Annotated in this window: 13 protein-coding genes; 4 read left to right on the top strand and 9 right to left on the bottom strand. The window is 62.4% G+C overall.

Going from position 1 to position 12,465, the window contains the following annotated elements; all coding sequences use genetic code 11:
- Window position 1 precedes the first annotated feature (1 nt).
- On the top strand, window positions 2-2,647 hold the full coding sequence (locus tag ICI42_RS05595; RefSeq protein WP_188163498.1) for a DEAD/DEAH box helicase: 2,646 nt from the start codon (window positions 2-4) through the stop codon (window positions 2,645-2,647).
- Here ICI42_RS05595 and ICI42_RS05600 read toward each other — a convergent pair whose 3' ends face one another.
- From ICI42_RS05600 to ICI42_RS05630, 7 genes are all read right to left on the bottom strand, one after another.
- Window positions 2,648-3,379, bottom strand: coding sequence for an alpha/beta hydrolase (locus tag ICI42_RS05600; RefSeq protein ID WP_188163499.1), 732 nt, complete (start codon window positions 3,377-3,379; stop codon window positions 2,648-2,650).
- A 65-nt stretch (window positions 3,380-3,444) separates the two neighbouring features.
- Entirely contained in the window at window positions 3,445-4,437 is a 993-nt protein-coding gene (locus tag ICI42_RS05605) for an esterase-like activity of phytase family protein (RefSeq protein ID WP_188163500.1), read from the bottom strand.
- A complete protein-coding gene (cobT, locus tag ICI42_RS05610) occupies window positions 4,434-6,332 on the bottom strand; it encodes a cobaltochelatase subunit CobT (RefSeq protein ID WP_188163501.1) in 1,899 nt (632 codons plus the stop codon). The genes ICI42_RS05605 and cobT overlap by 4 nt, the downstream gene beginning before the upstream one ends.
- Before the next feature lie 54 nt (window positions 6,333-6,386).
- On the bottom strand, window positions 6,387-6,731 hold the full coding sequence (locus ICI42_RS05615; protein WP_188163502.1) for a GFA family protein: 345 nt from the start codon (window positions 6,729-6,731) through the stop codon (window positions 6,387-6,389).
- A 105-nt stretch (window positions 6,732-6,836) separates the two neighbouring features.
- Window positions 6,837-7,283: a hypothetical protein gene (locus tag ICI42_RS05620; RefSeq protein WP_188163503.1), complete on the bottom strand. Its 447-nt coding sequence runs from the start codon at window positions 7,281-7,283 to the stop codon at window positions 6,837-6,839.
- Complete coding sequence (cobS, locus tag ICI42_RS05625; protein ID WP_188163504.1) at window positions 7,283-8,269, bottom strand: cobaltochelatase subunit CobS; 987 nt, start codon at window positions 8,267-8,269, stop codon at window positions 7,283-7,285. The genes ICI42_RS05620 and cobS overlap by 1 nt, the downstream gene beginning before the upstream one ends.
- Before the next feature lie 115 nt (window positions 8,270-8,384).
- Window positions 8,385-9,011 (bottom strand): J domain-containing protein, encoded by a 627-nt coding sequence (locus ICI42_RS05630; RefSeq protein ID WP_188163505.1) that lies wholly within the window; start codon window positions 9,009-9,011, stop codon window positions 8,385-8,387.
- A gap of 156 nt (window positions 9,012-9,167) precedes the next feature.
- Here ICI42_RS05630 and ICI42_RS05635 point away from each other — a divergent pair, with 156 nt between their 5' ends.
- Window positions 9,168-9,470, top strand: coding sequence for a BolA family protein (locus tag ICI42_RS05635; protein WP_188163506.1), 303 nt, complete (start codon window positions 9,168-9,170; stop codon window positions 9,468-9,470).
- A 45-nt stretch (window positions 9,471-9,515) separates the two neighbouring features.
- On the opposite strand, the gene aroB is transcribed toward ICI42_RS05635, so the two are convergent.
- Window positions 9,516-10,640, bottom strand: a complete 1,125-nt coding sequence (aroB, locus tag ICI42_RS05640; protein WP_188163507.1) for a 3-dehydroquinate synthase — start codon at window positions 10,638-10,640, stop codon at window positions 9,516-9,518.
- Entirely contained in the window at window positions 10,637-11,251 is a 615-nt protein-coding gene (locus ICI42_RS05645) for a shikimate kinase (RefSeq protein WP_188163508.1), read from the bottom strand. Before ICI42_RS05645 ends, aroB begins: the two co-directional genes overlap by 4 nt.
- A 135-nt stretch (window positions 11,252-11,386) precedes the next feature.
- Here ICI42_RS05645 and ICI42_RS05650 point away from each other — a divergent pair, with 135 nt between their 5' ends.
- Together ICI42_RS05650 and ICI42_RS05655 are read left to right on the top strand one after the other, a co-directional pair.
- Entirely contained in the window at window positions 11,387-11,536 is a 150-nt protein-coding gene (locus tag ICI42_RS05650; protein ID WP_188163509.1) for a histidine kinase, read from the top strand.
- A complete protein-coding gene (locus tag ICI42_RS05655) occupies window positions 11,533-12,444 on the top strand; it encodes a site-specific tyrosine recombinase XerD (RefSeq protein ID WP_188163510.1) in 912 nt (303 codons plus the stop codon). The genes ICI42_RS05650 and ICI42_RS05655 overlap by 4 nt, the downstream gene beginning before the upstream one ends.
- Window positions 12,445-12,465: the final 21 nt, after the last annotated feature.

The following is a 12,465-nucleotide window of genomic DNA, read 5'->3' on the forward strand; positions in this document are numbered from 1 at the left end:
CATGGACAGCACGGCGTCGACGATCGCACAACGGCTCAGCCTGCGCGCGCCGCAAGGCGAAGCGCTTGAGAGGCTTGCCGGGCTGACGGAGCTTCTGCCGATGCGGCGGCAGGCGGATCGCACAGCTGAAATGGAAACACTGCTGGCCGCGGTGCGCGCGGTGTTTCCGTCCGTGCAGGATTTCGAGCGCGACTTTCCCAGCGTCTGCTTTGCGCTCGCCACCGGCGTCGGCAAGACGCGGCTGATGGGCGCCTTCATCGGCTATCTCAATGCGGTTCACGGCATTCGCAACTTCTTCGTGCTGGCGCCCAACCTCACCATCTACGAAAAGCTGATCACGGATTTCACCCCGAACACGCCGAAATATGTGCTGCGCGGGCTGTCGGATTTTGCCGTTCTGCCGCCGATGCTGGTGACGGGCGAGACCTTCGAACGCCAGATACGTTCCGGCGGACGGCTGCTGCCGGTGGCTATCAACATCTTCAACAGTTCCAAGATCAATGCCGAGCTGCGCAGCGACAAGCTGCGCATGCGAACATTTCGCGAGGAGATAGGCTCCAGCTATTTCGACCATCTGGCTGGCCTCGACGACCTCGTGCTGATCATGGACGAGTCGCATCGCTATCGTGCCTCGGCGGGGGTGCGGGCGCTGAACGAACTCAACCCACTGCTGGGGCTCGAACTGACCGCGACGCCGTTCGTGGAAACGTCGCGCGGAACCGCGCCGTTTCGCAATGTCATCTACGATTATCCGCTGGCGCGCGCCATCGCCGACGGTTTCGTGAAGGAGCCCGCCGTCGTAACGTGCGAGAATTTTTCGGCAATCGGGCTTTCCGAGAGCGAACTCGAACGCATCAAGCTCGAAGACGGCGTTCGCCTGCATGAGAGCGTCAAGGTGGAGCTTGAAACCCATGCCCGAAACACGGGCGAGCGCCTGGTCAAGCCGTTCGTGCTGGTGATCGCTCGCAACATTTCGCATGCCGCAGAGATCGTTGCTGTGCTGCAATCGCCCGATTTTGCCGGCGGGCGCTATGCCGGCAAGGTAATCCAGGTCGATTCCAGCGTGAAGGAGGAGGAGACGATCAAGCGCCTGCTGCGCATCGAGCGCGCGGAAGAGGCGACCGAGATCGTCGTCCACGTCAACATGCTGAAGGAAGGCTGGGATGTGAACAACCTCTACACCATCGTACCGCTGCGCGCCGCCAATGCCCGCACGCTCATCGAGCAGTCGATTGGGCGCGGTCTGCGCCTGCCTTTCGGAAAGCGCACCGGCATTCCCGCGCTGGACCGGCTGTCTATCGTCGCACATGACCGCTTTCAGGAGATCGTCGAAGAGGCGCGAAGGCCGGGTTCGGTGTTGCGCTTGGCAGAGGTCATTCTGCCGGAGGCGGATGCGCCGGTGCCCACTGTCAGCGTCGAATCCATACCGCTGGTCGAGATGCGGCTGGGACTGTCCGCAGCGTCTGTGGGTTCGGAGGCGCGTTTCGCCTTGCAGGAAAGGCCGGCGGTCGCCTTCGTGTGGGAGACGCTTGCAGGACTGGAACGTCAGCCCGACGCCTTGCCAGATCTCAGCGCCTTGGCGGAGCCAGCTTTTCGCGCGCAGCTTGTCGAGCGGTTGATGCAAGCGCCAACCGTTCCGCCGGCCGCAGTCAATGCCGCCGATCTCGTGGATCGCGTGGCGGAGGTGGTGGCCGAGACGATGATTTCCATTCCGCGCATCATGGCGGTTCCGGAGCCAGGCTCCGTCGGTGTGCTGATGCCGTTTCGGCTCGATCTTGCCGCCATGCGGTTCGAGCCGCCCAGCGAGACGCTTTGGATAGCTCATCTCAGCACCGGCAGGGTCGACCGCATCGGCGCCGCCGACAGGACCGATGCGGGATCCCGCCTCGAAGATATTGTCGTGGATGTCCTGTCGTCGCTGGACGACGTCGCCTACGAGTTCAATGTCGACGTGTTGCAGGATCTTGCCGCTCAGGTCGCGGCGCATCTGCGCTCACAGATGGATGAGGCGTCGGCCTGCCGAACCGCGCGCTTTCACGGCAAGGAGATCGCGCGGTTCGTGCGAGCGCAAATGCCGTGGCGCGTTGCTGCGGCCAGCGGGATTGCGCGAACCTTGGTGACGCGCGGCTTCACCTTGCTGCGGCCTTCCGCCTATTCGATTGCCGCGGATGCTGAGCCTCTCAATTTTCGTCGGCCGCCGCGGGATCGCAGCACCATGGGCCGGCATCTGTTCGGCGGGTTCTCGCGCTGCCTCTATCCGTTGCAGAAATTCGATTCCGACCCCGAGCGGGTGATAGCTGTCATCCTCGACCGCGATGCGTTGAAATGGTTCAGGCCATCAAGGGGACAGTTCCAGATTTTCTATCGGCTGGATGGCGACACCTCCGAGTATCAGCCGGATTTCGTCGCCGAGACCTTCGAGGCCATTCTGATGATCGAGGTCAAGGGCACCGACCGGATGACGGCCTGGGATGTGCTGGCAAAGCGGGATGCCGCTGTCGAGTGGTGCCGTCAGGCGAGCATGCACGCTCTGGCGCACGGTGGAAAGCCATGGCGCTATTTGCTCGTGCCACATGACCGAATCGCGGAAAACATGTCGCTCGAGGGGTTGGTCAGGCTGTTTCGCACCCTCGCAGAACCCGGCTGATCAGGGCCGCAGCATGCGCCGCATCACCTCGCCGAGCGTCAGCGTGTGGTCGAAGCGGCCATGCCGGATGAACTCCAGCGTCTCGGCAATGACCAGCGGGTTGTTCATCATAAAGGTATGCGAGGCGCTGAGCACGATGTGGTCGGCCATGCCATCCACCTTGGTGCTTTCCACCGAAACCTTGCCGTCGTTCGGGCCGGTAAACACCGACGACATCAGCGGGTTGAGGCTGAGAGTGCCGGCAATCACCCCGACGGGGAACGTCACCGGTCCAAGCGCATTCGGAAGACTGTCTCTGGCGGTGCCGAGCTGCAGTCCGGCAGGGCCGTTGATCCACTGAAATGCCGTCAGGCCGCCGAGTGTATCGACCAGTTCCGACCCGTGGTTCGGCGGCCCCAACATGACGGTTCGGCCGAGATTGGCCGGCCGGTTGTCGGCAAGCCAGGCGCGGGCAAGAATGCCGCCCATGGAATGGGTGACGAAATGGATCTTGCCGGCTTCTGCACCGCATCGCTCAACCGAATCGGACACGAAGGACATCAATTCCTCGACCGGCGCATTGGTGGAGGGGTAGCTGTCGTTGACCACCTTGTAGTCAAAGGCGGAGAGCGTCTCCTCCATCAGCGTCAGTGAGTTTTCCGTGCGTCCGAGACCGTGCAGCAGCACGACGCAGTCTTGGGCTTGGGCAAGGGCAGGGATCAGCATCATGACGATCAGGATAAGGGCGCGCATGGAGTTCATCTAGCGCTGGTCGGGTGAGGCGCTCAAGAGCAAGCCGGGGCGACAGATGGCAAATTTCAGTCGTCGTGGAGGATGAATTCCAGATAGACATTGCGCTGGAAGATAGAGCCGTTGTCGTCGGAGATCAGCGAGACCATCAGCGCCCCGTCGTCGCGGCGCCAGACGTCCAGCCCTTCCATATTGTCGATCTGGTAGCTCATGTCGGTGTACAGCAGAACCGGACCGTCGGCGATCGAGCCGGCGCGGATCGTTTCGGCGTCGATGCGCCTAAGACGCATGCGGACGCCCGTGACGACGAAGTAGCTGCGTTCGAGCAGCAACAGGTCGCCATCGGGCAGGAAGGCGCCATCTGTGATGTCGAAGTCGCCGTCGCGGCGGATGGTGAAAATGCCCTTTTGCGGCCCCTCCAGAATGGCGGCGAAAACGTTGCCCTGCTTGTCGATGCTGCGCTCGGAGACGGCGACCAAGGCGCCACGCAGCGGCCCATCCTTGGCGGCGAAGGCAAGCGTCTCGATGCCTTTGTTCTGGCGCAGTTCCCAGCGTGGGATAAGGAAATCGCGCTGACGGATCGGGCCTTTCATGGCGCCCGGCTGCAAGCGGTATTCCTCGACGCGGTGGTTGCGTTCGTAGCCCACAGCGGCGATCCCGTCACGCACCGCCAGGCTTTCCGCATCGGCGGCGAGTTTGCCGTCCAGCGGCTTGCCAGACGCGTCGACCATCGCCTGCATGCGGAAGTTTTCGAGGCCGGTGGGGTGCATCGTGGCGTCGCGGGCAATGGTGCCAAAATACCAGTAGCCGGTATCGGCGACGCCGATGAAATCGCTGCCAGGCCCCATGAAGCGAAAGGCGGAGAAACTACCAAAGGCTCGCGCTGGCGCATTGAATTCCAATCCGCCGACAAATTCGAGCGTGCCGAAGCGCGTGGTGTCGCGGCCGATCTGGAATTGCGTGATCGGGCGTGCCGTGACGACGATAGGATCGGCCGCAGCTGGAAGAGCCTGGAACAGCAAAGATGCTGTGAGCAGGCAAGCGAGAGTGCTACGCTTCATCCCGCCCGACGGGCGCCGCCACGGCGGGTCTCGCGCGTGCTTTCCTCGCCGAACAGCGAGGCGAGCTGCTCGGTCATGGCGCCTGCCAGTTCCTCTGCATCGACGATGGTGACGGCGCGGCGATAATAGCGCGTCACGTCATGGCCGATGCCGATGGCCAGCAGTTCGACCGGCGAGCGGGTCTCGATGAGGTCGATGACGCCGCGCAGATGCCGTTCGAGATAGTTGCCGGGATTTACCGACAGGGTCGAATCGTCAACCGGAGCGCCGTCCGAGATCATCATCAGGATCTTGCGCTGCTCGGGCCGTGCCATCAGGCGCTGATGCGCCCACAGCAACGCTTCGCCGTCGATGTTCTCCTTGAGCAGGCCCTCGCGCATCATCAGGCCGAGATTGCGGCGCGAGCGGCGCCATGGCGCGTCGGCGGATTTGTAGATGATGTGGCGCAGATCGTTGAGACGACCCGGATTCGGCGGCTTGCCGTCCTTCAGCCACTTCTCGCGTGCCTGTCCGCCCTTCCAGGCGCGGGTGGTGAAACCGAGAATTTCGACCGAGACGCCACAGCGCTCCAGCGTGCGCGCCAGAATATCGGCGCAGGTCGCCGCAACCGTAATCGGCCGGCCCCGCATCGAGCCGGAGTTGTCGAGCACCAGCGTGACGACCGTGTCGCGGAATTTGGTGTCACGCTCCTGCTTGAAGGACAGTGGCTGCATGGGATCGATGACCACACGCACCAGCCGCGCCGGATCGAGATAGCCTTCCTCAAGGTCGAAATCCCAAGACCGGTTCTGCTGCGCCATCAGGCGGCGCTGCAGTCGGTTGGCAAGGCGTCCGACGACGCCCTGTAGATTGGCGAGCTGCTTGTCGAGGAACGCGCGCAGCCGGTCGAGTTCGTCCTCGTCGCACAGTTCCTCGGCGCCCACCGTCTCGTCGAAGGTGGTGGTGAAGACCTTATAGTCGAATTCCTTGGAGAAATTGGCGAAGGGGTTGTCCTGCCGCTTGGCCTCGCCCGGCGTCTCCGACTCCATCTCGTCGTCATCCGCCATGTCGTCGGCGGTGGCGTCGGAGGCCTCCATTTCGCCCTGCTGCTCCTCCGAATCAGAAGCCTCGGAGTCCTCGGACGGAGAAGGTTCGGCACCCTCGTCGTCTTCGCCGGATTCGGGGCTTTCGTCCTCGCCCTGCGGCTGGTCGTCGTCTTGATCCTCGGAGTCCTCGGTCTCCTGGTCGTCGCCGAGTTCCTCTGCCATTTCCATGGAAACCAGCATCTCGCGGATGATGCGGGCGAAAGCCTGCTGGTCCTCGATCTTGCCTTCGAGATTGGCGAGTTCGCCGCCGGCCTTGTCGTCGATCCAACTGCGCCACAGGGAGACCAGGCGTTCGCCGCTCTGCGGTATCGGGCGGCCGGTCAGCTTTTCGCGCACCACCAGCGCCAGCGCATCTTCCAGCGGCGCTTCCTCGCGGTCACTGACGGAGGCGAGGTTGGATTTGGTGTATTTGTCCTCCAGCATGGAGGCGATGTTGTCGCCTACGCCAGTCATCGCGCGGCTGCCGATGGACTCGACCCGCGCCTGTTCGATTGCGTCGAAAATGGCGCGCGCCTGCTTGCCTTCGGGGGCAAGGCGGGTGTGGATGCGGGTGTCGTGGCAGGCGCGGCGCAGTGCCATGGAATCGCCCAGGCCGCGGGTCACGGCAATATCGTTGGCTGACGGCTTCTTCGGCGGCTCCGGCAGGCGGGCGCGGTTGCCTGCAAGGGCGGGACGGTCCTTGCTGAAGGCAACTTCCATCTCGTTGTCGCCGGAGATCGCGCGCATGCAGACGGTCACGGCGCGCTTGAAGCTGTCAGCCTCCGTGCCCGCCTTGGGTTTGTTGCGCGTATTGTCTCCGGCGCCAGCCATCAGTGTCTAGGCCCTTTTCTGCGATTGAAGTGAGTCACGATGTTTCTCGGATGCTTATCTTGAACGGCCGTCATACGGGGTGGGCTTAAGGCTTTCGACGTCGACATCTTCAAGGCAGCGGACGTTCACGGCAACCATTTCGGTGCCATCGGGCGCGGCCGCGCGAGCAAAGGATTCCATGCCGCAAACCGAACAGAACAGGTGCTGGATCTTGTTCGTGTTGAAGCGGTATTCGGTCAGCTTGGCTTCGCCATGCTCGAGTTCGAAGTTTTGCGCCGGAGTGAAGGCCAGGATGCCGCCCTGCCGCCTGCAATAGGAGCAGTTGCAGGTGATCGGATTGTCCAAATTCACGTCAACCTTGAAGCGTATCTCACCGCAATGACAACTGCCCTGATGCATCCTCGCCTCCTATCCAAGAACCATATCGGCAGCGCCTTCGGACCGACACCAGCCGGCGTTGCGCCGGCGGACGTGTGCAACGCTACGCCTGCGCGCTGGCATATGCTAGTTCCCAGTTCGTGTCGGAAGATCGTCCACGCTTACATCTTTGTAGGTCGTCTCCGCCGGGGCATCGACCTCATTAAGGCCAATGGCACGGTCGCTGGCTTCCACTGAAAATACGCTCTGCAGCGTGTAGTGGTCGTCATTGACGAGGTCGAAGCCCGTGTCGGCATAAATGCGGGACGGTTCACCCGGCTGCAGATACGCGATCTCGAACTGTCCATCGAGCACGAAGGTGGTCAGATTGCCCTCGGTTTCGTCGTTGTTGACGGCAAGCGTCAGGTCCAGTGCCACGCTCTTGCCGACTGCCTGCAGCAGAAACGCTTCTAAGCGCGGAAAGTTTTCGTAGGTAACCTTCCCGGTTATGCGCGACAATTCTTCCGCGTCCGCCGCCGCCGTGCCAAAGGCAAACAGTGCCGATGCCAGTGCAAGCGCGACGGCCGGATGCATCAGGAAAGCACCACATTGGCGGCGCTCTCGGGCAGGTCCTGGCCGAAGGCGCGCTGGTAGAATTCCGCCACCACCGAACGTTCGAGTTCGTCGCACTTGTTGAGGAAGGTCAGCCGGAAGGCCATACCGACATCGCCGAAAATCTCGGCGTTCTCGGCCCAGGTGATGACCGTGCGCGGGCTCATGACCGTCGACAGGTCGCCATTGATGAAGGCCGAACGGGTCATGTCGGCCACGCGGACCATCTTGTTGACGATCTCCTTGCCCTTGGCGTCGCGATAATGCTTCGCCTTGGCGACGACGATGTTCACTTCATTGTCGTGCGGAAGGTAGTTCAGCGTGGTGACGATGGACCAGCGGTCCATCTGGGCCTGATTGATCTGTTGCGTGCCGTGATAGAGGCCCGTCGTGTCGCCGAGACCGACCGTGTTGGCAGTGGAGAAGATGCGGAAGGCGGGGTGCGGACGAATCACGCGGCTCTGGTCGAGCAATGTCAGGCGGCCGGAGGATTCCAGGACGCGCTGGATCACGAACATCACGTCCGGGCGGCCGGCGTCGTATTCGTCGAAGACGAGTGCGACATTATGCTGGTACGCCCAGGGCAGGATGCCGTCCTTGAATTCTGTGATCTGCATGCCTTCCTTGACGACGATGGCATCCTTGCCGACGAGGTCGATACGGCTGACATGGCTGTCGAGATTGACGCGAACGCAAGGCCAGTTGAGCCGGGCCGCAACCTGCTCGATATGGGTCGACTTGCCGGTGCCGTGATAACCCGAAACCATGACGCGGCGGTTGTAGGCAAAGCCCGCCAGGATCGCCAAGGTGGTCGCCTTGTCGAAAAGATAATCCGGATCGACATCGGGCACATGCTCGCTCGGCGCCGAATAGGCAGGCACTACCATCTTCGACTCGAAGCCGAATGTGTCCTTCACCGACACCGTCGTGTCTGGCAGATTTGCGATGTCGCGATCGACCTTGTTCATGACGTCTCCACGCGCGAAGACCGTGCTTCGCCGGCAATCCAATTGTCTTCGGTGGCGGTCTTAAAGACTTTTCCGAACGGATGAAAGTTGGAAAACGCAGCCAACCGTTTCTGGCTCAACACAATCCCGCCTGTTTGAGCACGCGATAGGCCTGCAGCACCTCGCCAAGCCGGTCTTCCGAGCCGCGGTCGCCGCCATTGGCGTCGGGGTGATGCTGCTTGACCAGTTTTTTGTACTGGGCGCGGATATCTTCCGGAGTGGCTTTCACGTCGAGATTGAGCGTGGCCAGCGCCTTGGCTTCCAGCGGCTTGGCCTTGCGCTCGCGCGGCGCGGTCTTGGCGCCGCCTTCGAACAGACCATAGGGGTCGCGCATGCGGTTGTAATAGCCGGCCCGGCCCGAACGCAGCTTTGCGAAGTCGGGCGCCGAACGGGCGGCGTCGCCGCTGGTGCTGCTTGTGCCCATTGTCCAGGTCGGCCTGTGCCCCGTCATCGCCTCTTTCTGGAAGCGGGCGATTTCGGTGTCGGGTACCCCGGAGAAATAGTTGAAGCCCTTGTTGTACTCGCGGACATGATCGAAGCAGAACTGGAAATATTCGCCTTCTTTCATGCGGCCGACGGGTGCCTTATGGGTCCCCGGCTGGTTGCAGCCGTCCCATTGGCATATCGGCGCATGCGAGGCCGCCTCGGCTTTTTTGTCCGGGCGTACGCGAATCTTCTCGAAGTATTTCGAATAGGATTTCATTTCGTCCCATTTATGGGGTTTTCGCAGTGCGAAACAAGAATTGACATTTCGGAGTTGCGCACCTTAACCGCTGATTTGCGGTAAAAAATGCAATCGCGTCATATATAGCATGACGATGAAGCGTGGGCCGCATTGATGTGATGAAAGGATGACGCAATGTCCATACAGGCGACGATGGAAAACAAGCTGACGGAGCGGTTTCTGCCGGAGCGGCTGATCATCATCAATGAAAGCCACCTTCATGCCGGCCATCATCACGAAGAATCGGGCCATCATGAGACTTATGACGGGACAGGGGAGACGCATTTCCGTGTCCGGATCGTCTCACCCCTGTTTGCCGGCATGAGCCGAATCGATCGCCACCGGGCGGTCAACGAGTTGCTTTCGGCGGAATTGCAGGGCGGTGTTCATGCTTTGGCCATCGAGCCGGCGGCACCCGGAGAAGCAACCCGCTGGTAGCCGGCCTTTTCTACCACGCTTTTACGCCTTCTACGAAGGCTCGCTTCACCGCTTGAGGCTGAGATCAAGGAAGGCGAGAACTTCCGAGGCCGGTACATCTTTGGCGATGAAGGACTGGCCGATGCCGCGCGTCAGGATGAAGGTCAGCGCGCCGCGTGATACCTTCTTGTCCTGTGTGATGAAGTTCAGCAGCGTTTCCGCATCGGGCAGGCCGCCGGGGATATCGGAAAGGCGCCAAGGCAGGCCGACCGCCTTGAGATGCGCCTCGACGCGAGAAGCGTCGTCGGGGCTCGCGAGATTGAGCCGGGCCGAAAAACGATAGGCGAGCGCCATGCCGATGGCCACGCCCTCGCCATGCACCAGGCGCGTGCTGTCATAGCCGGTTGCGCCTTCCAGCGCATGGCCGAAGGTGTGGCCGAGATTGAGCAGGGCGCGGTCGCCGGTCTCGAACTCGTCGCGGGCCACCACATCGGCCTTGGCGCGGCAAGATTGGGCAATCGCCTCGGCACGGGCGGGACCGCCGGAAAAAACCTCCTGCCAGTTGTTTTCTAGCCAGGCGAAGAAGTCCGGACGGTCGATCAGTCCGTATTTCGCAACCTCGGCATAACCGGCGCGGAATTCGCGCGGCGACAGCGTGTCGAGCGCCCCCGTGTCGGCCAGCACGACCTTGGGCTGGTGGAACACGCCGATGAGGTTCTTGCCGCGCGGGCTGTTGATGCCGGTTTTGCCGCCGACCGAGGAATCGACTTGCGACAGCAGCGATGTCGGCATCTGGATGAAGTTCATCCCGCGCCGCACGATGCCGGCGGCGAAGCCGGTCAGGTCACCGATGACGCCGCCGCCGAGCGCGATGACCGCGTCGCCGCGTTCCAGCCTGGCAGCGATGACGTCGTCAACCACCTGCTGCAGCGCGTCGAAGTTCTTGGTCTTCTCGCCGGGCGCGAGCACGGTCGTGGTCGAAGCGGTGCTTGTCTTGTCCAGGGCCATGCGCAGTCTGTCGAGATGTCCGGCAGCCGCGAGATGCTCGTCGGTGACGATGGCGACGCGTGCCTTGGGCAGGCGCTTGGCGATTTCCTCTCCGGCGCGCTCGATCAGGCCCGGACCGATGAGGATGTCGTAGGAGCGCTCGCCGAGCCCGACTTCGACGGTGACGACATTGTGCGCGCTCATCCGATTGTCTCCGCCGGTGCCTGTTTTGGATTGCCGTCGAGGTGGCGTGCAATCGCTTCGATCACCTCGCCCGCGATGATTTCCTTGCGCTCATCGCGGGTCGGCACCGTCAGGTCGGCCAGCGCATAGACGGGATACCGCTCGTCCATCAGCTTGGCGAGGGTGCCGCGCGGGTCCGGGTTCTTCAGAAGCGGCCGGTTCTGCTTCTTGGCGACGCGTTCCATCAGCAGGTCGAGCTCGGCCTTGAGCCAGACCGAAACGCCACGTTCGGCTATCGTCTGACGGGTCTGTGCGTTCATATAGGCGCCGCCACCGGTCGACAGGACCTGCGGGCCGGCCTCGAGAATGCGCCCGATGACGCGCTGTTCCAGCGCGCGAAATTCGCTTTCGCCATAGCGCTCGAAGAGTTCGGGGACGGTCATGCGCGAAACCGATTCGATCTCATGGTCGCTGTCGGTGAAGGGAATCCCCAGCGTGTTGGCGACCTTGCGTCCAATGGCGGTCTTGCCAGCACCCATCAGCCCGACAAAGACGATCGAGCGTTGCCCCAAATGAGACAGGATCGAGCTCTGTGTGGCTGCTGCCGCTGGTGTCGAGGTCTCGGATATCATAACGCGCCTTTCGGGGCGGCTATGCGCATGAAAAGCCTCGTTGCGTCAAGCCGCCAAGGCCCATCGCGCCCTTGAAATGGCCGGATTGGCGTCCCATAACGGGCTAGGTTTTCGATTCACGGCACATCCCATCCCATGCCGACACTCTTCCGATTTATCGTCACGCTCGCAGTCCTGGCCGGTGTCGTCTATGGCGCCATGTTTGCGCTGGTGATGTTCGTCGAGCCGCGGAAAGTGGAGCTTTCGGTGCCGATCGCGCCGGAAAAACTGAAGCCGCAGCCATGAGAAGCGGTGCGCGAATCGAGGCCTTCCTGGAGATGATGAGCGCGGAACGGGGGGCTGCCGAAAACACCTTGCTCAGCTATCGCCGCGACCTCGAAGACGCCTCCGCTCATATGGACGGGCGACTTGCGGAAGCCGATCCCGATGCGATCCGCACCTATCTCGACAGCATCGCCGCGCAAGGGTTCGCCGCCACCTCGCAGGCGCGGAAACTGTCGGCGATACGGCAATTCTTCCGCTTCCTGTATGCCGAAGGTCTGCGCGCTGACGATCCGACCGGCACGCTCGACAGCCCGCGCAAGGACCGGCCGCTGCCCAAGACGATGAGCGAAGCCGCCACCGGACGCCTGCTCGACCGTGCGGCACTGGAAGCCGCGGAGGCCGGCCCAGGCGAAGCGCTGGCCGCCAAGCGCATGCATGCGCTGGTCGAGGTGCTTTACGCCACCGGCTTGCGTGTTTCCGAACTGGTCGGCCTGCCGGTCTCTGTGGCGACGCGCGACGAGCGGTTCTTCGTGGTGCGCGGCAAGGGTAATAAGGAGCGCATGGTGCCGCTTTCGGGCAAGGCTCGGATTGCGATGCGGGTCTGGCTCGAGGAGCGCGCCCGTCATCCCAAGCTGGCGGAGAGCTCCTATCTGTTTCCGGCGTCGTCGGAGAGCGGGTATCTGTCCCGCCAGGTTTTCGGACGCGATCTCAAGGCGCTCGCCGCACGCGCCGGCATCGCTTCGGCGAAAATTTCTCCCCACGTTTTGCGCCACGCCTTTGCCAGCCACCTTCTGCAGAATGGCGCGGACCTTCGCGCGGTGCAGCAATTGCTCGGCCATTCCGACATCTCCACCACCCAAATCTACACCCATGTGCTGGAGGAAAGGCTGCTTCGGCTGGTCAACGAACATCATCCGCTTGCCGATTAAGGTGCTTGCCGCTATGTGAGT

The sequence above is a fragment of the Oryzicola mucosus genome (assembly GCF_014534685.1).
GTDB classification, from domain to species: Bacteria; Pseudomonadota; Alphaproteobacteria; order Rhizobiales; family Rhizobiaceae; genus Oryzicola; species Oryzicola mucosus.